The sequence below is a fragment of the Klebsiella sp. H-Nf2 genome (assembly GCF_002806645.1).
GTDB classification, from domain to species: Bacteria; Pseudomonadota; Gammaproteobacteria; order Enterobacterales; family Enterobacteriaceae; genus Klebsiella; species Klebsiella variicola.
Genome location: NZ_PIBL01000009.1, coordinates 25,792 through 43,522 on the forward strand (window position 1 = coordinate 25,792; position 17,731 = coordinate 43,522).

A 17,731-nucleotide genomic window follows, 5' to 3' on the forward strand; every position below is an offset into this window, starting at 1 on the left:
ATGCGTTCTTCCTAACAAACTCTCTTATAACCGAGAGAAATCATTGAAAAGTGCAAGCCCCATTAACAGCACCAGCAATATTGAGCCAATGCGATAACTAAAGTCTTGAACTCGCTCGGATACCGGCCCGCCCTTCAGCTTTTCAATCGCCAAAAACAGCAGATGTCCCCCATCCAGTACGGGCAGTGGGAACAGGTTGATGATTCCGAGGTTCACGCTAATCAGCGCAAGGAACATCAGATAATAAATCAACCCAAACTCCGCTGACATTCCAGCCCCCTGAGCGATAGAGATCGGCCCACTGAGGTTGTTCAGTTTGACATCACCGGTTATCAATTTACCCAGCATCCTGACCGTCAGTGACATCAGCTGCCAGGTTTTATCCGTGGCTTCAGCGATGGCGGCAAACGGTCCGTACTGACGTACTGTCTTGTATTCCTCAGGTAGCGGGATGACCTTTGGCACCACCCCTGCGAACCCTTCTGCCTTACCTTTTACCGTTTTCGCATCCGGCGTCAGGGTTAACGGCAGCGCACTCCCCTGCCGTTCAATCTCCAGCGCCAGCGCTTTGCCCGGATTATCTCGCACCAGATTAACAAACGTCATCCACTGCGTTAACGGTTGACCATCGACTTTAACGATCCGGTCGCCCGCTTGCAAACCCGCTTTCTGGGCCGCCGAGCCCGCCTGGACTTCCGCCAGCACCGTATCTATCTGCGCGCTGCGCGGCTGGATCCCCAGCGAGGTCACGGGATCTTGCTTATCTGGCTCAAACGCCCAGTGCCGCAGATCGACGATTTTATCCTGGCGCTGATTGGTCCCGAAAGGGGCGACGGTAAGTATTGTTTGCGAGTTGCCGATTTTGGCCACCAGCTGCATACGCACCGCATCCCAATCAGGCGTTTCGATACCATCTATCGCTTTAAGTTCCGTTCCTTTTGCAATTTGTGCTTGCGCGGCAACCGAATTGGGCGTTATTTCACCCACCACCGGCCGCACGCCGGGAACGCCGATGATAAAGACCAGCCAGTAGGCAAAGATTGCGAAAAGGAAGTTAGCGATGGGGCCTGCGGCAATCACCGCCGCACGCTGGCCGACGGTTTTATTGTTGAAAGCGTAGTGGCGCATCTCCGGCGCTACCGCCTCGACGCGCTCGTCCAGCATCTTGACGTAGCCGCCCAGCGGGATCAAAGCAATGACGAACTCCGTGCCCTGCTTATCCATCCGCCGCCACAGCGCTTTGCCAAAGCCAATAGAAAAACGCTCAACCCGGATGCCGCAGCGGCGCGCCACCCAAAAATGGCCAAACTCATGCACCGTAATCAGTACGCCAAGCGCAATGATAAAAGCTGCCAGATTCCAGAGCACGCTCAGCATATAACCTTCCGTCAAATCGTCCTGAAGACCAACAGTAGCAGACAGGCGAAGACCGGTACCGCCGCCGTCAGGCTGTCGATACGATCGAGAATACCGCCGTGTCCGGGAATCAAGTGCCCGCTATCCTTAATGCCGGCCTCGCGCTTAAACATACTTTCCGTCAGGTCGCCCAGCACGGAAGCCAGGGCCGCCACCACGGAACAGACCAGTAGCACCGTCGGCGTGACGTCAAGATGCGCCCACACCCCGTAAGCCCAGGAGATCACGGCCGCCGTCAGCAAACCGCCAAAAAAACCCTGCCAGGTTTTTCCCGGTGAAACCTTCGGCGCCAGCTTATGCTTACCGAACATTTTACCAAACATGTAGGCGCCCGAGTCGGCACCCCAGACCAGGATCATGACGTACAGCAGCCACACCGCACCGCTGTAGTGGTTATCGGTATAGTGCCAGGCGCGCAGCGCCAGCATGCCCCAGAAAAACGGGACGATGGTCAATATGCCGAAGATAAGGCGCAGCACTTTGGAATGGCGCCAGAATGCCGCCGACGCTGGGTACGATAACACCAGCAACAGGGCGACGATCCACCAGGCGAACGAGGCCCATAGTGAACCTTCAACCATCGGTTGATGAACGTCATAATGGTATTCAGGCAGCAGAAAAAGCATGGCAGCCAACAGAAGGCCGCACAGCACCGCCAGCCAGACCCGCTGCGACGTTGAGTTGAAACCGCTCAGTTGCCCCCACTCCCACGCGGCGAGCATACAGACCACGAGGGTCACGATAGCAAACCCCATCGGCGGCAATAAGAACAGCGCCGCAATGACGACGGGAATTAAGACGAAAGCAGATATCAGGCGATACTTCAGCAAAAGTGACCCCCATCAGGCATGACTGCCACCCGGCTCAGTGCCGCCGAAACGACGCTCTCGATTAACAAAGGCATGGAGTGCACCTTCAAAGTCCTGTTCAGCAAAATCGGGCCAAAGAACATCCGTAAAGTAAAGTTCGGCATAGGCAATTTGCCAAATCAAAAAGTTACTTATTCGGTGCTCTCCCCCGGTCCTAATAACTAAATCAACGGGAGCCAGTTCATGCATGCAGACCTGCTGACTCAGCATCTCTTCCGTGATCTCTTCAGGCAGCAGCGTCCCGTCCTGCACTTGTTTGGCCAGCAGACGAACGCCCTGGGTAATATCCCAGCGACCACCGTAATTTGCCGCAATGTTCAGCGTTAAGCCGGTATTGTTTGCGGTCAACGCTTCCGCTTTGCGGATGCGTTCCTGCAGGCGTGCATTGAAGCGCGTGGTGTCGCCAATCACCCGCAAACGCACATTGTGTCGGTGCAGACTTTTGACTTCGCTATCCAGCGCCCAGACGAACAGTTCCATCAGCGCGCTGACTTCCTGAGCCGGACGGTTCCAGTTTTCGCTGCTGAACGCGTATAACGTTAACGCCTCAATTCCATTATTCGCCGCAAAGGAGACCGCACGACGCACGGATTTCGCACCGGCCTTGTGCCCGAAAGCGCGAATTTTACCTTGCCGTTTCGCCCAACGGCCGTTGCCATCCATAATAATGGCGACATGACGGCAGCCATGTGTTGGCGATATTTCGCTGACAGTTTGATTAGCAGACAACATCACGCGTTTTAAGTCCATAATAAGGATTAACTAGCCACCAAACAGAGGCCACCGGGCCGCGCTGGATACGCATTTTTATCCGATGCCGGGGCTGCAGCCAATCGCAGAGAACAACCAAAAGCTTTACGCAAAAAAGCCGTGTTTTGCCACGGCCACCGTAATCTTTAACAACAAAATGCAACGATCGGGTGGCGCAGACTATATCACCGAAGCCTTTCGCCCACAAATACCACCGCGTTACGCCTGCGCGCCCAAACGCTTCAGCTGCTGGTGAGCTACCGCACGAGCGTCAGCGTCGATAACCAGAACGTCATCAATGCTTTGCGGCTCCTGCAGGTTCATCTTATCCAGCACCGCCAGATTCACCGCCGCAATATCGGTAAAGCGGATATCGCCATGCAGAAACGCGGCAACCGACTCTTCATTGGCCGCATTCAGCGCCGTAGTGGCCGCCTGGCCGACATCAAACGCATCCATCGCCAGCTTCAGGCAAGGATACCGAGTGTAGTCCGGCGCGGAGAAGCTCAGGTTGCTCAGCTGGCAGAAGTCCAGCGGTTTGGCCCCGGAGGTCAGGCGCTGCGGCCAGCCCATGGTATGGGCAATCGGCGTGCGCATATCCGGCTCCCCAAGCTGGGCCAGCACGCTGCCGTCCTGATAGCGAACCATCGAGTGGATCACCGACTGCGGGTGGATCAGCACTTCCATCTGCTGCGCCGAGGCATTGAACAGCCAGCGCGCTTCAATATACTCCAGACCTTTGTTCATCATCGTGGCTGAGTCGACGGAGATCTTACGTCCCATTGACCAGTTTGGATGGCGGCAGGCCTGATCCGGGGTCATCGCCGACAGTTCAGCCACGTCCGTCTCGCGGAAAGGGCCTCCTGAACCGGTCAACAGAATCGACGAAACGCCATTCTGGGTGAGGTCAGCGTATCCCAGATGCTGTTGAATTGTCTCCGGCATACTCTGAAAAATAGCGTTATGTTCGCTATCGACCGGCAGTAATCGCGCCCCCGACCGCTGAACGGCCTCCATGAACAAGCGACCGCAGGTCACCAGCGATTCTTTATTCGCCAACAACACCGTTTTCCCGGCGCGGATCGCCGCCAGCGTCGGCACCAGTCCCGCCGCGCCGACGATAGCCGCCATCACCTGATCGACCTCATCCAGCGCCGCGACCTCAGCTGCCGCCTGCTGGCCGCTCAACACCTCGGTACGGCAGCCATGCTCATGCAGACGGGTGCGCAACTGCTCAGCGCTTTGCGCATCATCCATCACCGCGAAGCGAGGGGTAAATTCCAGGCATTGTTCAACCATGCGGTCAACGTTTTTCCCCGCGACCAGCGCGGCGACGTAAAAGCAACCAGGGTTATGGCGTACCACGTCCAGCGTGCTACAGCCAATGGATCCGGTCGAACCGAGAATGGTTAATTGCTTCATGAGACGTCCAGAAGAAAGGAAACAGAATAAAAAGCAAAACGCCGCCAGCAAGCCCCTACGCGACAACTATCGGGGATAAGACGGCGGCATCAGGCCTTCAACTTAGCGCTAAAGGCTACAAGGCCAGCCGTCTCAACGCAATCCCGAGAATTGAGCGTACAGTCTTCTGTACGGCGTTTCAGATTTTACTCAGGCCAGGAAGTGTCGGCCCGAGCAACAGCAGAGCATCAGAACTGCATCAGTTCCGCTTCTTTATCTGCCAGCGCCGCGTCAACTTTCTTGATGGCGGCGTCAGTCATTTTCTGCACGTCGTCCTGAGAACGGCGATCGTCATCTTCGCTGATCTCTTTCTCTTTGAGCAGAGCTTTAACTTTGTCGTTCGCATCACGGCGAACGTTACGCACGGCGACACGCGCCTGCTCCGCTTCGCCACGCACGATCTTGGTCAGATCTTTACGACGTTCTTCGGTCAGCGGCGGCAGCGGAACACGAATATCGCTGCCGGCAGAGCTTGGGTTCAAACCAAGGTCGGACGCCATGATTGCTTTTTCAACGGCCGGGCTCATGGAGCGGTCAAAGACGTTGATTTTCAGCGTACGGGAGTCTTCTACCGTAACGCTGGCCAGCTGGCGCAGCGGGGTCGGGGTACCGTAGTATTCAACAATAATCCCGTCCAGCAGGCTTGGAGAAGCACGACCCGTGCGAATTTTGCTGATTTGGTTTTTGAATGCTTCAACGCATTTTTCCATGCGGATTTCAGCATCTTTTCTGATATCGCTAATCACGTTACGAATCCTTGAAAACTTGTCTCAGTCAGACCAGACGGGGCACCCGTCGGAAAATGAGCTAAGTATAGTCAGATTTAATGAAAATCACCGGGCAATATCCCCGCGAAAGTAAAGCGGAATATTACCCGGATTTGGCGCTGACGGGAATTATTCCGTGATCAATGTGCCTTCTTTTTCGCCCATCACCACGCGACGCAGGGCGCCGGGTTTGTTCATGTTGAAGACGCGAATCGGCAATTTGTGGTCACGCGCCAGGGTGAAGGCCGCCAGATCCATCACTTTCAGCTCTTTATCCAGCACTTCGCTGTAGGTCAGCTGATCGTACATGGTGGCAGAAGGATCTTTTGCCGGATCCGCGGTAAACACACCGTCAACCTTGGTCGCTTTCAGCACCACGTCGGCTTCAATTTCAATACCACGCAGGCAGGCTGCGGAGTCGGTGGTAAAGAACGGGTTGCCGGTACCCGCGGAGAGGATCACCACGCGGTTGTTGCGCAGCAGGCTGATCGCCTCTGCCCAGCTGTAGTTGTCGCACACGCCGTTCAGCGGGATGGCGGACATCAGACGAGCGTTCACATAGGCGCGGTGGAGCGCATCACGCATTGCGAGGCCGTTCATGACCGTTGCCAGCATGCCCATGTGGTCGCCCACAACGCGGTTCATACCCGCTTTCGCCAGACCAGCACCACGGAACAGGTTACCGCCACCAATTACTACGCCAACCTGAATACCCAGCTCAACCAGCTCTTTGATCTCCTGAGCCATGCGGTCAAGTATGCTTGCATCAATACCGAAGCCTTCTGAGCCCTGCAGCGCTTCGCCACTTAATTTCAGCAGAATACGTTTGTAGACGGGTTTTGCATTGGTAGCCATGTTTCTTTCCTGAGACTGTCAACGAGTGAGATATGAGAATTCTGGCGACATTGTATGTCGCATTTCAGCGCGGTCACTATACGCAGTTGGCTGAATTTACAAAATGGGCGCAAAAAGAAGCCGCCCTCAGGCGGCTCCTTGTAAAAATTAAGACTGCTTGGACATCGCAGCAACTTCTGCTGCAAAGTCAGTCTCAACTTTCTCGATGCCTTCGCCCACTTCAAAGCGGATGAAGCCAGTCACGTCAGCATTATGCTCTTTCAGCAGCTGACCAACAGATTTGCTCGGCTCCATAACGAAAGGCTGACCCGTCAGAGAAACTTCGCCGGTGAATTTCTTCATGCGGCCTTCAACCATTTTCTCTGCGATTTCTTTCGGCTTACCAGACTGCATCGCGATGTCCAGCTGAACCTGGTACTCTTTTTCTACGACTTCAGCAGACACGTCTTCCGGCTTAACGAATTCCGGCTTGCTTGCTGCAACGTGCATTGCCAGCTGCTTAACCAGCTCTTCGTCAGCGCCTTTAGCGGCAACCAGAACGCCGATGCGCGCACCGTGCTGGTAGCTACCCAGAACGTCGCCTTCCAGAACAGCGATACGACGAATGTTGATGTTCTCACCGATTTTAGCAACCAGCGCAACACGTTCTTCTTCGAACTGCGCTTTCAGAACTTCAACGTCGGAGATTTTACCAGCAACAGCTGCGTCCAGTACTTTGTCAGCAAATGCCTGGAAACCACCATCTTTAGCAACGAAGTCAGTCTGGCAGTTAACTTCCAGAATGTAACCGTAGTTGCCTTCGATTTTGGTTTTGATCACGCCGTCAGCAGCCACGTTGCCTGCTTTCTTCGCCGCTTTGATCGCGCCGGATTTACGCATGTTTTCGATTGCCAGCTCGATGTCGCCATTCGCTTCAGTCAGCGCTTTTTTGCAATCCATCATGCCTGCGCCAGTACGTTCGCGCAGCTCTTTTACCAGGGAAGCGGTAATTTCAGCCATTCTAAAATCCTCGGGAGATGTGGATACTGCCCGGCCAGCGGCCAAACAGCGTAAATTGAAAAAAGGGGCCTGTAATGGGCCCCTATTCATACACGGTACTAATAAGGGCTTAAACCTTATTATTCAGCTTCTACGAAGCTTTCTTCCGCCTGAGAAGCCAGGTCCTGAGAGCGGCCTTCACGAACGGTAGCAGCAACAGCGCCCAGGTACAGGGTCACTGCGCGGATTGCATCGTCGTTACCCGGGATAACGAAGTCTACGCCGTCCGGATCAGAGTTGGTATCAACGATAGCAAATACCGGGATACCCAGGTTGTTTGCTTCTTTGATAGCGATGTGCTCGTGGTCAGCGTCGATAACGAACAGTGCGTCCGGCAGGCCGCCCATGTCTTTGATACCGCCCAGGCTGTTTTCCAGCTTGTCCAGCTCACGAGTGCGCATCAGCGCTTCTTTCTTGGTCAGCTTCTCGAAAGTACCGTCCTGGGACTGAGTTTCCAGGTCTTTCAGACGTTTGATGGACTGACGAACGGTTTTCCAGTTAGTCAGCATACCGCCCAACCAGCGATGGTTCACGAAGAACTGGTCGCAGCTGTTAGCAGCTTCTTTTACCGCTTCGCTTGCAGCGCGCTTAGTACCAACAAACAGGATCTTGCCTTTACGGGCAGAGATTTTGTTCAGCTCAGCCAGAGCTTCGTTGAACATCGGTACCGTTTTCTCAAGGTTGATGATGTGAACTTTGTTACGCGCGCCGAAGATGAACGGCTTCATTTTCGGGTTCCAGTAACGGGTCTGGTGACCAAAGTGAACACCAGCCTTGAGCATGTCGCGCATGGAAACAGTTGCCATGTTTAAAACCTCTATAGATTAAATTGGGGTTATGCCTCCACGTATCCCATATTACCGACCCCGAAGGGCACCCCGGAATATGTGCCGATACGTGTGTGTTATTTACACAATATGAGTATGTCGCTTACGTCCATCCTTGTGTATCTGAGATGGAACGGAAGTCCGGCGCGCTTTATACCACAAAATCAATCCAGACACCAACTCTTGTTGACGTCACGTGCTGTTAATGATTCTCAATTTGGCACCAGCCTGCCCGGACTGTTACCATTGGCAGGACTTACTCTATTATTGTCGAAAATATCGACACTGCTGGACATACTCCATGGCTATCTCTATCAAGACATCTGAAGACATTGAAAAAATGCGCGTTGCCGGCCGCCTGGCCGCTGAAGTGCTGGAAATGATCGAACCTTGGGTTAAACCGGGCGTCAGCACCGGCGAACTGGACCGCATCTGTAACGACTATATCGTTAACGAGCAGAAGGCCATTTCCGCCTGCCTCGGCTATCACGGCTATCCGAAATCCGTCTGCATTTCGGTCAACGAAGTGGTTTGCCACGGTATCCCTGACGACGGCAAGCTGCTGAAAGATGGCGATATCGTTAACATCGACGTGACGGTCATTAAAGATGATTTCCATGGCGATACCTCCAAAATGTTTATCGTTGGTAAACCGACGATTCTCGGCGAGCGCCTGTGCCGTATCACCCAGGAAAGCCTGTATCTGGCACTGAAAATGGTGAAGCCGGGGATCAACCTGCGCACCATCGGCGCTGCTATCCAGAAATACGTTGAAGCCGAAGGTTTTTCCGTGGTGCGCGAATACTGTGGTCACGGTATTGGCCGCGGCTTCCATGAAGAGCCGCAGGTGCTGCACTACGACTCACCGGAGACCAACGTTGTACTCAAACCCGGCATGACCTTCACCATCGAGCCGATGGTCAACGCCGGTAAAAAAGAGATCCGCAGTATGAAAGACGGCTGGACGGTGAAAACTAAAGACCGGAGCTTGTCTGCGCAGTACGAGCATACTATTGTGGTGACAGACAACGGCTGCGAAATTCTGACGCTACGCAAGGATGACACCATCCCGGCGATAATCTCGCACGATGAATGATGAAAAGCCGGCGCCCGCCGGCTTTTTTATTAGATAGTTTTTTCTTATGGTGACGCGATGAGCAACTCATTACCTGACACAGCCTCCCCTCTTCTGCCCGTCCCGCCGGAACATCCGGTGAGCTGGCCGCAGAGCGATCTGAACTGTGCTGCAATTAAGGCGCACATCGATACCTTCCAGCACTGGCTGGGTGAGGCGTTTGACTCCGGCATCGCTGCGGAGCAGCTCATTGCCGCGCGCACCGAATTTATCGACCAGCTGCTGCAGCGGTTGTGGATCGCCTACGGTTTTGAATCCGTCTGCGATCTGGCGCTGGTGGCCGTCGGTGGTTATGGCCGCGGCGAGCTGCACCCGCTCTCCGACGTCGACCTGCTGATCCTCAGCCGCAAAAAGCTGCCGGACGACCAGGCGCAAAAGGTCGGCGAACTGCTGACGCTGCTGTGGGACGTCAAGCTGGAGGTGGGCCACAGCGTGCGCACCCTCGAAGAGTGTCTGCTCGAAGGACTTTCGGATCTCACCGTCGCCACTAACTTGATTGAATCGCGCCTGCTGATCGGCGACGTCGCGCTGTTCCTTGAACTGCAAAAACATATTTTTAGCGACGGCTTCTGGCCATCAGAAAAGTTCTTCGCCGCCAAGGTGGAAGAGCAGAACGTCCGTCATCAACGCTATCACGGCACCAGCTATAACCTGGAGCCGGACGTGAAAAGCAGCCCCGGCGGCCTGCGGGATATCCATACGCTACAGTGGGTGGCTCGCCGTCATTTTGGCGCCACCTCGATGGATGAGATGGTCGGCTTCGGCTTTCTGACCGAAGCCGAGCGCAATGAGCTCAACGAGTGTCTGCATCAGCTGTGGCGCATCCGTTTCGCACTGCATCTCGAGCTCACGCGCTATGACAACCGTCTGCTTTTCGACCGTCAGCTCAGCGTCGCCCGCCGGCTCGGCTATGAAGGCGACGGCAACCAGCCGATTGAGCATATGATGAAGGACTTCTTCCGCGTCACCCGCCGGGTGAGCGAGCTGAACCAGATGCTGCTTCAACTGTTTGAAGAGGCTATTCTCGCCCTGACCGAGGATGAAAAACCGCGCCCGATAGACGATGACTTCCAGCTGCGCGGCACCCTTATTGATCTGCGTGACGACACGCTGTTTATTCGCGAACCGCAGGCCATTCTGCGCATGTTTTATATGATGGTACGCAACAGCACCATCACCGGCATCTACTCCACGACGTTGCGCCATCTGCGCCATGCCCGGCGCCATTTGACCCAGCCGCTGTGCTATATCCCGGAGGCGCGTACGCTCTTTCTCAGCATGCTGCGCCATCAGGGGGCGGTAAGCCGCGGACTGCTGCCGATGCATCGCCACAGCGTGCTGTGGGCCTATATGCCGCAGTGGTCACATATCGTCGGCCAGATGCAGTTCGACCTGTTTCACGCCTACACCGTCGATGAACACACCATCCGCGTGATGCTGAAGCTGGAGAGCTTTGCCAAAGAAGAGACCCGCAGCCGCCACCCGCTGTGCGTGGAGCTATGGCCGCGCTTAACGCACCCGGAGCTGATTTTAATCGCCGCCCTGTTCCACGACATCGCAAAAGGGCGCGGCGGCGACCACTCGATCCTCGGCGCGCAGGATGTGCTGAAGTTTGCCGAGCTACATGGGCTGAACTCCCGCGAAACGCAGCTGGTCGCCTGGCTGGTGCGTCACCATCTGCTGATGTCGGTCACCGCCCAACGGCGCGACATTCAGGATCCGGAGGTGATTAAGCAGTTCGCCGAGGAAGTGCAAACGGAAAATCGCCTGCGCTATCTGGTGTGCCTGACCGTCGCCGATATCTGCGCCACCAACGAAACGCTGTGGAACAGCTGGAAGCAGAGCCTGCTGCGCGAACTCTATTTCGCTACCGAGAAGCAGCTGCGTCGCGGCATGCAAAGCACCCCGGATATGCGCGAACGGGTGCGTCATCATCAGCTGCAGGCGCTGGCCCTGCTGCGGATGGACAATATTAATGAAGAGGCGCTGCATCAGATCTGGAACCGCTGCCGCGCCAACTATTTCGTGCGGCATACGCCGACGCAGCTCGCCTGGCACGCCCGCAACCTGCTGCGCCACGATCTGAATAAGCCGATGATCCTGCTGAGCTCGCAGGCCACCCGCGGCGGTACGGAGATTTTCATCTGGAGCCCTGATCGCCCTTATCTGTTTGCCGCGGTGTGCGGCGAGCTGGACCGCCGCAACCTCAGCGTCCACGACGCGCAGATCTTCACCACCCGCGACGGCATGGCGATGGATACCTTTATTGTCCTCGAACCCGACGGCAGCCCGCTTTCCGCTGATCGCCACGACGCGATTCGCCACGGTCTTGAACAGACGATAACTCAGCGCAGCTGGGAGCCCCCGGCCCCGCGTCGTCAGGCGGCAAAACTGCGTCACTTCTCTGTGCCGACCGAGGTGAATTTCCTGCCAACACACACCGACCGAAAATCGTTTCTGGAGCTGGTTGCGCTCGATCAGCCCGGGCTGCTCGCCCGCGTCGGACAGGTGTTCGCCGACCTCGGTATTTCGCTTCACGGGGCGCGAATTACGACAATCGGTGAGCGAGTAGAAGATTTATTTATAATCGCCACCGCCGACCGGCGTGGCCTTAATAATGAGCTACAACAAGAAGTGCAACAACGGTTGACAGAGGCCCTCAATCCAAACGATAAAGGGTGACGTATTTTTTTTAGTGAATGGAAAGAAACAATGCAGCAGTTACAGAACGTTATTGAGTCCGCCTTCGAGCGTCGCGCCGACATCACGCCGGCCAATGTGGATACCGTGACCCGCGAAGCGGTAAACCAGGTTATCGCCCTTCTGGATTCCGGCGCGCTGCGCGTCGCTGAGAAGATCGATGGTCAGTGGGTGACGCATCAATGGCTGAAGAAAGCGGTACTGCTCTCTTTCCGTATTAACGATAACCAGGTTATCGATGGTGCGGAAAGCCGCTACTTCGATAAAGTACCGATGAAATTCGCTGACTACGACGAAGCGCGTTTCCAGAAAGAAGGTTTCCGTGTGGTGCCGCCGGCAGCGGTGCGCCAGGGCGCATTCATCGCCCGCAACACCGTGCTGATGCCGTCCTACGTTAACATCGGCGCCTACGTTGACGAAGGCACCATGGTTGATACCTGGGCTACCGTCGGCTCCTGCGCGCAGATCGGTAAAAACGTTCACCTGTCCGGCGGTGTCGGCATCGGTGGCGTACTGGAGCCGCTGCAGGCGAACCCGACTATCATCGAAGACAACTGCTTTATCGGCGCGCGCTCTGAAGTGGTTGAAGGGGTGATTGTTGAAGAAGGCTCCGTGATCTCCATGGGCGTCTACCTGGGTCAGAGCACCAAAATCTACGATCGCGAAACCGGTGAAGTCTTCTACGGCCGCGTACCGGCTGGCTCGGTGGTCGTGTCAGGCAACCTGCCGTCGAAAGATGGTAAATACAGCCTGTACTGCGCGGTAATCGTTAAGAAAGTCGATGCCAAAACCCGCGGCAAAGTCGGCATTAACGAACTGCTGCGCACCATCGACTAAAGCAAATAAAAAGCGGGAGATATCCCGCTTTTTTTATATTTGATGCTGGCGAAAATGGATTTTTTCGTTAATTATTCAATGGTTATGATGCTATCAAAGGTACCGTTATGTACGATAATCTGAAAAGTCTTGGCATTACCAACCCTGATGAAATCGATCGCTATAGCCTGCGGCAGGAAGCTAACAACGACATCCTGAAAATCTATTTTCAGAAAGACAAAGGCGAATTCTTCGCCAAGAGCGTGAAGTTCAAATACCCGCGTCAGCGCAAAACCGTCGTCGCCGACGGCGTCGGCCAGGGCTACAAAGAGGTCCAGGAGATCAGTCCGAACCTGCGCTACGTCATCGATGAACTGGATCAGATCTGTCAGCGCGATCGCACTGAAATCGATCTCAAGCGTAAAATCCTCGACGACTTACGCCATCTGGAAAGTGTGGTCACCAACAAGATCAGCGAAATCGAAGCCGATCTGGAAAAGCTCACCCGTAAGTGACAGCGTTCCCGGCGGCGCACCGCCTGACCGGGCAAACGATATAATCTGCCGCTTACGCCATGCATCCTCCAGGCCGGGTAAGGCGAAACCGCCTCCCGGCATTTTTATCTCGACTCCCTATCGTTGCTCATCCAGCTGCAGGGCTATATAGAGCAGCAGCCGATCGTCAAAGCTGCCGAGATCCAGACCGGTCAGCTCCGAGATACGGTTCAACCGATACTCCAGGGTATTGCGATGAATAAACAGCGCCTTTGATGTCGCCAGCGGCTGCACGTTATGGCGAAACCACGCCTGCAGCGTACGCCGCAGCAAACCGTTGTTATCCATAGCCTTCAGACGCGCCAGCGGACGGGCCAGTTCATTGGCCTGCCAGCCGCCGCGCAGGCTGTCGAGCAGCACCGGCAGCATCAGATCCTGATAGAAATAGCTGCGGCTCTCCGGCATTCGTTGCTTACCCACCATCATGGTCGTCCGTGCGGTACGGTAAGAGCGGGCGATACTCCCGGGACCGGTGAAGAAGTTGCCCAGCGCCACGCGAAAGCGAAGCTGACCATTCTCTTTCATCCTGGCGATAAGTTGCTCGACGCGGCGGACATGATCGTCGGCATCCCAGCGACCAAAGCTGTTCAGCGCCGGTTTTAGCACCACCATTTCCGTGAGTGACACAATGGCCACCAGGTTATTGCGATCGGGGGTGGTCAGCGCGTTCTGCAGCTGCTGCAATTCAGCCATCGCACTGTCCACACCGAGCTGGCCGCTGTCCACCTCAATCATCGCCACCACCCGCGGCTGATTGAGATCGATACCTAACCGCTGAGCCCATTCGTTCAGCGCCGGGGTATGCTCTTCCGCCTGAATCAGGTTCATCACCAGCTCTTCGCGCAGTCGGCTGTCCTGCGCCAGGAGATGCATCAGTCGCGACTGCTCCAGCATCATCTCTGCCGTCATGCACACCAGCTCGCCATATTTTCGTAACGATTCAGGCTCGCCCGTCAGGCCGATCACCCCGACGATTTCACCTTCGAGACGCAGCGGCAGGTTGATCCCCTGGCGCACTCCGTGCAGATGGCGAGCGACCGCGTCGTCGATATCCACTACCCGCCCCTGGGAGAGCACCAGCAGCGCGCCTTCGTGCAATTCACCAATCCTTTCGCGATCGCCGCTGCCGATAATCCGCCCGCGGGCATCCATCACGTTGATGTTGGTATCGATGATGCGCATCGTCCGCGCCACAATATCCTGCGCCATTTTGGTATCAAGATGCCAGCCAGCCATGTAATCCTCCCCTATGCAGGGGACCAGCATAAAAGAGTCATCGCCCTGCTGCATTGTGCATATGCCCGAAGGCGGGGCGAGATATGTGGAGTTGTGGAAGCGGTCACAGAACGAAAAAAAGCCCCTGCCCTCGACGAGGGAAGGGGCTATGGTGCTCGCGCTGACGATTACTGCAACAGCAGGTAGATAGAGGCGTCGCCGCGCTGAATGTTCAGCGCCAGTACTGACGGTTTGGCGTCGAAGATTTTCCGCAGATCGGCGATGTTTTTCACCGGCTGCTGATTCGCCCCGACAATGATGTCGCCTTTCTTGAGGCCAATCTGCGCCGCCGGAGTACCGGCTTTCACATTATTGACCACCACGCCCTTGTCCTGACCCTTGTTGCTCATTTCCGCCCCTTCAATCCCGTTGAAGATGGTGCTGGAATCAACCTGGGTCTGGTTGCTCTGCTGCAGTTCGACGGTAACGGTGACCGGTTTGCCGTCGCGCAGCAGGCCAAGCTCAACTTTGCTACCGATAGGCATAGTGCCGACCTGAGCACGCAGCGCGGCGAAGCTGCTGATCGCCTTGCCGTTGAGGGTAGTGATCACGTCGCCGGCTTTAATGCCCGCTTTCGCCGCTGCCGAACCTGGCATCACCTGGCTGACGAAGGCGCCGCGCTGGGCGTCGACTTTCATCGCTTTCGCCAGTTCAGAGTTCAGTTCGGTACCCATGATGCCGAGCTCACCGCGTTTCACCTGGCCATATTTCACCATCTGCTCGGTCAGGTTTTTCACCATGTTGCTCGGGATAGCAAAACCGATACCGATGTTGCCGCCGTCCGGCGCCAGGATGGCGGTGTTAATGCCGATCAGCTCACCGTTGAGGTTCACCAGCGCACCGCCGGAGTTCCCGCGGTTAATCGCCGCATCGGTCTGGATAAAGTTTTCGTAGTTTTCCACGTTCAGGCCGCTACGGCCCAGCGCGGAGACAATCCCGGAGGTCACGGTTTCGCCCAGACCGAACGGGTTACCGATAGCCACGGTGTAGTCGCCGACGCGCAGCGCGTCAGAATCAGCCAGCTTAATCGCCGTGAGGTTTTTCGGATCCTGAATCTGAATCAGCGCGATATCGGAGCGCGGATCTTTGCCCACAACTTTGGCATCAAACTTACGGCCATCGCTCAGTTGAACCTTAATCGTGGTGGCGTTGTCCACAACGTGGTTGTTGGTCACCACATACCCTTTGGCTGCATCAATGATGACGCCGGAGCCCAGCGCCATAAATTTCTGCTGCTGGCCGCCGTCAGGCTGACCGCCCTGCCCACCGCCCTGGCAAAACGGTGAACTTTGGAAAGGAGAACCATCCTGGCAGAACGGCGAGTTATCGCCAAAGAACTGCTGGAAGTTACGCGGCATCCGTGGGGTATTAACGGTGGTGCTACCTTCAACGTTAATGCTCACCACCGATGGCATCACCTTCTCCAGCATCGGGGCCAGGCTTGGCATCTGCTGCGCATTAGTCGCCGAAGATGCCGTTTCTGCCGCGCTCGCAGAGAGCGGGGACAACGCCAGACCTAAACTCAGAGCCAGTGCACTCATTGCTAACGTGGTTTTTTTCATCAGTTTCAATCTCAATATCAGATAACGAAAGTTGCTGTGTACGTGACTATCAGAGTCATTTTATAGCGCTAAGTTCCGGAATTAAGTTTCTGGAAAAAGTAAAAATTTATTGTCCATCTTTACAAAACTCCAGCCTATTCCACCGCCATCAATCGCCGATATTCATCCCACGCATACAAATCCGTCATTCCGCTGATATAATCCTGGATCAGACGGCAGCGATAATAGTATTCCATCAGCGCAAATTCGGGCGCCGTGCGCACCAGCTTATTTACTGCTTCAACATAGGCCAGCCGGTGACGGGTTGAAAGTTTCTGATACAGCCGGGAGGCAATGGGTAACCGCCGTACCCGCTCCTGTGCCACTAATTCGCTGAAATCCTCCAATGATAATTTCAGCAGCGGCTGATAGATATCCAGCAGGCCGCTAATCACCCGGTAGCCCTGCAATTCCAGCTGCTCGACATCCGGATGGCTAAAGACCTGTTTCATCGCTACATTTTTATAGAGTTCCAACAGCTGACTGCAATCGCTATCGTCCTCAAGCAGCGCATGATTAAAGTCGCCAGTGAAGATGGCCGGCAGGTTATCAATAAATCGGCGCGCCGCGTAGGGCACCAGCTTATTCAGCGTGTTTACCCGCAAATACATAAAGAACTGATCTTCCGCGCTCTGTCGCAGGTAATTAGCTCGCGATTTTTCCCAGGCATTTTCCACCACCTGAGAGAATAACGATCCTTTTTCATGGTTGCCCCAGGCATCGTAAAGATGCTGATAAAGCTGCTCGGCGCTGAAAATACGTTTTTCAACCGCGTCCTCGAGATCCGCGACGCAATATGAGATGTCATCCGCGGCCTCCATAATCCAGGTTAATGGGAATCGATTGTAAGGTGCCAGATCCAGTTCTTTACGCAGGCGCGCGACATACTCTTCTTCGGCTAAATAATAGCCAGGCTTCTTCATTAAATAACTGTGACTGGCTGGCGTCGCTTCGAACCACCACGCCGGTCGGGTATATTTCAGGATACAGCCCACCTGCGCCCAGGTCAGATTCATCCGCATCAGCGTGTGGACCAGACGAATCCCCTGCGCGTTGCCCTCAAAGCTGCAGAGATCCTGGCGCACTTTGCGCCGCAGCGCATTCAGCGCCGTTTCCCCTTCATGCAGGCGTAACGCCTGCACCTCGCAGCGATCGTCGGTCAACGGCTGGCCGAGCGCATCGCCGGGGGCAAGGCGCTGGCGAAACCAGTCGTTAATCGCTGCCTCGCCAAAGTGGCCAAACGGCGGGTTGCCAATGTCGTGCATCAGGCAGGCCATCTCTACCACGCTCTCGAATGGCCCGGTCAGCTCTTCGAGACCATACTCTTCCAGCAGCTTCTGCTCTTTCAGCCGGCTCAGCACCTCTTTGGCGATATAGCGCCCCACCTGCTGCACCTCCAGCGAGTGGGTCAGGCGGGTACGCACCGCTGCATTGCGCTCCAGCGGGAAGACCTGAGTTTTTTGCTGTAAGCGGCGGATGGCCGGCGAGTTGACGATCCGTCCCCGATCGCTTTCGAAGATCCGCAGGATGTCACGCTCCGTCTCCACCCGCGGCGGCGAACGGAAGCGTCGATGCCAGTTTATCTTGTTGCGAAAATCAATCTTTGCCATAGCCTCTCCCGCGCGAGCAATACGCTTCCCCTTAAGCGCATGATAGACTATGCAACT

15 protein-coding genes are annotated in these 17,731 nt (G+C 55.5%); 4 read left to right on the forward strand and 11 right to left on the reverse strand.

What is annotated here, in order from left to right; translation table 11 throughout:
- Positions 1–24 precede the first annotated feature (24 nt).
- From rseP to rpsB, 8 genes are all read right to left on the reverse strand, one after another.
- On the reverse strand, positions 25–1,377 hold the full coding sequence (rseP, locus tag CWM58_RS19575) for a sigma E protease regulator RseP (protein ID WP_061155701.1): 1,353 nt from the start codon (positions 1,375–1,377) through the stop codon (positions 25–27).
- Between the two features lie 11 nt (positions 1,378–1,388).
- Positions 1,389–2,246, reverse strand: a complete 858-nt coding sequence (gene cdsA / locus CWM58_RS19580) for a phosphatidate cytidylyltransferase (protein ID WP_061155702.1) — start codon at positions 2,244–2,246, stop codon at positions 1,389–1,391.
- Between the two features lie 12 nt (positions 2,247–2,258).
- Positions 2,259–3,017, reverse strand: coding sequence for a (2E,6E)-farnesyl-diphosphate-specific ditrans,polycis-undecaprenyl-diphosphate synthase (ispU, locus tag CWM58_RS19585; RefSeq protein WP_012968905.1), 759 nt, complete (start codon positions 3,015–3,017; stop codon positions 2,259–2,261).
- A gap of 237 nt (positions 3,018–3,254) precedes the next feature.
- Positions 3,255–4,457, reverse strand: coding sequence for a 1-deoxy-D-xylulose-5-phosphate reductoisomerase (gene ispC / locus CWM58_RS19595; RefSeq protein WP_100681581.1), 1,203 nt, complete (start codon positions 4,455–4,457; stop codon positions 3,255–3,257).
- Between the two features lie 227 nt (positions 4,458–4,684).
- Positions 4,685–5,242, reverse strand: a complete 558-nt coding sequence (frr, locus tag CWM58_RS19600; protein WP_061155704.1) for a ribosome recycling factor — start codon at positions 5,240–5,242, stop codon at positions 4,685–4,687.
- 150 nt (positions 5,243–5,392) lie between these two features.
- Positions 5,393–6,118, reverse strand: coding sequence for a UMP kinase (pyrH, locus tag CWM58_RS19605; protein WP_004098747.1), 726 nt, complete (start codon positions 6,116–6,118; stop codon positions 5,393–5,395).
- 147 nt (positions 6,119–6,265) lie between these two features.
- Positions 6,266–7,117, reverse strand: coding sequence for a translation elongation factor Ts (gene tsf, locus CWM58_RS19610; RefSeq protein ID WP_004151930.1), 852 nt, complete (start codon positions 7,115–7,117; stop codon positions 6,266–6,268).
- Positions 7,118–7,236: 119 nt separating this feature from the next.
- A complete protein-coding gene (gene rpsB / locus CWM58_RS19615; RefSeq protein WP_061155705.1) occupies positions 7,237–7,962 on the reverse strand; it encodes a 30S ribosomal protein S2 in 726 nt (241 codons plus the stop codon).
- Positions 7,963–8,284: 322 nt separating this feature from the next.
- Between rpsB and map the strand changes: the two genes are divergently transcribed.
- The 4 genes from map (at position 8,285) to CWM58_RS19635 (ending at position 13,149) form a co-directional block, all read left to right on the forward strand.
- Positions 8,285–9,079 (forward strand): type I methionyl aminopeptidase, encoded by a 795-nt coding sequence (gene map, locus CWM58_RS19620; RefSeq protein ID WP_004204446.1) that lies wholly within the window; start codon positions 8,285–8,287, stop codon positions 9,077–9,079.
- Positions 9,080–9,136: 57 nt separating this feature from the next.
- A complete protein-coding gene (gene glnD / locus CWM58_RS19625; protein ID WP_100681582.1) occupies positions 9,137–11,800 on the forward strand; it encodes a bifunctional uridylyltransferase/uridylyl-removing protein GlnD in 2,664 nt (887 codons plus the stop codon).
- Between the two features lie 30 nt (positions 11,801–11,830).
- Positions 11,831–12,655, forward strand: a complete 825-nt coding sequence (gene dapD / locus CWM58_RS19630) for a 2,3,4,5-tetrahydropyridine-2,6-dicarboxylate N-succinyltransferase (protein ID WP_002889295.1) — start codon at positions 11,831–11,833, stop codon at positions 12,653–12,655.
- A 107-nt stretch (positions 12,656–12,762) separates the two neighbouring features.
- A complete protein-coding gene (locus tag CWM58_RS19635; protein WP_002889292.1) occupies positions 12,763–13,149 on the forward strand; it encodes a DUF3461 family protein in 387 nt (128 codons plus the stop codon).
- Positions 13,150–13,266: 117 nt separating this feature from the next.
- On the opposite strand, the gene cdaR is transcribed toward CWM58_RS19635, so the two are convergent.
- The 3 genes from cdaR to dgt all read right to left on the reverse strand — a co-directional run bounded on the left by cdaR (position 13,267) and on the right by dgt (position 17,674).
- Positions 13,267–14,424 carry a DNA-binding transcriptional regulator CdaR gene (gene cdaR / locus CWM58_RS19640; protein WP_002889289.1) on the reverse strand — a complete coding sequence of 386 codons (1,158 nt, stop codon included), beginning with the start codon at positions 14,422–14,424 and terminating at the stop codon, positions 13,267–13,269.
- Positions 14,425–14,591: 167 nt separating this feature from the next.
- Positions 14,592–16,025 carry a serine endoprotease DegP gene (gene degP / locus CWM58_RS19645; RefSeq protein ID WP_008807359.1) on the reverse strand — a complete coding sequence of 478 codons (1,434 nt, stop codon included), beginning with the start codon at positions 16,023–16,025 and terminating at the stop codon, positions 14,592–14,594.
- A 134-nt stretch (positions 16,026–16,159) separates the two neighbouring features.
- Entirely contained in the window at positions 16,160–17,674 is a 1,515-nt protein-coding gene (gene dgt, locus CWM58_RS19650) for a dGTPase (protein WP_061155708.1), read from the reverse strand.
- Positions 17,675–17,731: the final 57 nt, after the last annotated feature.

What these genes read in the sequence shown, in the direction of transcription:
- dgt (WP_061155708.1), bottom strand. Translation starts at nt 17,674, where the DNA reads ATGGCAAAGATTGATTTTCGCAACAAGATAAACTGGCATCGACGCTTC.
- rpsB (WP_061155705.1), bottom strand. Translation starts at nt 7,962, where the DNA reads ATGGCAACTGTTTCCATGCGCGACATGCTCAAGGCTGGTGTTCACTTT.
- dapD (WP_002889295.1), top strand. Translation starts at nt 11,831, where the DNA reads ATGCAGCAGTTACAGAACGTTATTGAGTCCGCCTTCGAGCGTCGCGCC.
- rseP (WP_061155701.1), bottom strand. Translation starts at nt 1,377, where the DNA reads ATGCTGAGCGTGCTCTGGAATCTGGCAGCTTTTATCATTGCGCTTGGC.
- degP (WP_008807359.1), bottom strand. Translation starts at nt 16,025, where the DNA reads ATGAAAAAAACCACGTTAGCAATGAGTGCACTGGCTCTGAGTTTAGGT.
- CWM58_RS19635 (WP_002889292.1), top strand. Translation starts at nt 12,763, where the DNA reads ATGTACGATAATCTGAAAAGTCTTGGCATTACCAACCCTGATGAAATC.
- glnD (WP_100681582.1), top strand. Translation starts at nt 9,137, where the DNA reads ATGAGCAACTCATTACCTGACACAGCCTCCCCTCTTCTGCCCGTCCCG.
- tsf (WP_004151930.1), bottom strand. Translation starts at nt 7,117, where the DNA reads ATGGCTGAAATTACCGCTTCCCTGGTAAAAGAGCTGCGCGAACGTACT.
- map (WP_004204446.1), top strand. Translation starts at nt 8,285, where the DNA reads ATGGCTATCTCTATCAAGACATCTGAAGACATTGAAAAAATGCGCGTT.
- ispC (WP_100681581.1), bottom strand. Translation starts at nt 4,457, where the DNA reads ATGAAGCAATTAACCATTCTCGGTTCGACCGGATCCATTGGCTGTAGC.
- pyrH (WP_004098747.1), bottom strand. Translation starts at nt 6,118, where the DNA reads ATGGCTACCAATGCAAAACCCGTCTACAAACGTATTCTGCTGAAATTA.
- cdaR (WP_002889289.1), bottom strand. Translation starts at nt 14,424, where the DNA reads ATGGCTGGCTGGCATCTTGATACCAAAATGGCGCAGGATATTGTGGCG.
- ispU (WP_012968905.1), bottom strand. Translation starts at nt 3,017, where the DNA reads ATGTTGTCTGCTAATCAAACTGTCAGCGAAATATCGCCAACACATGGC.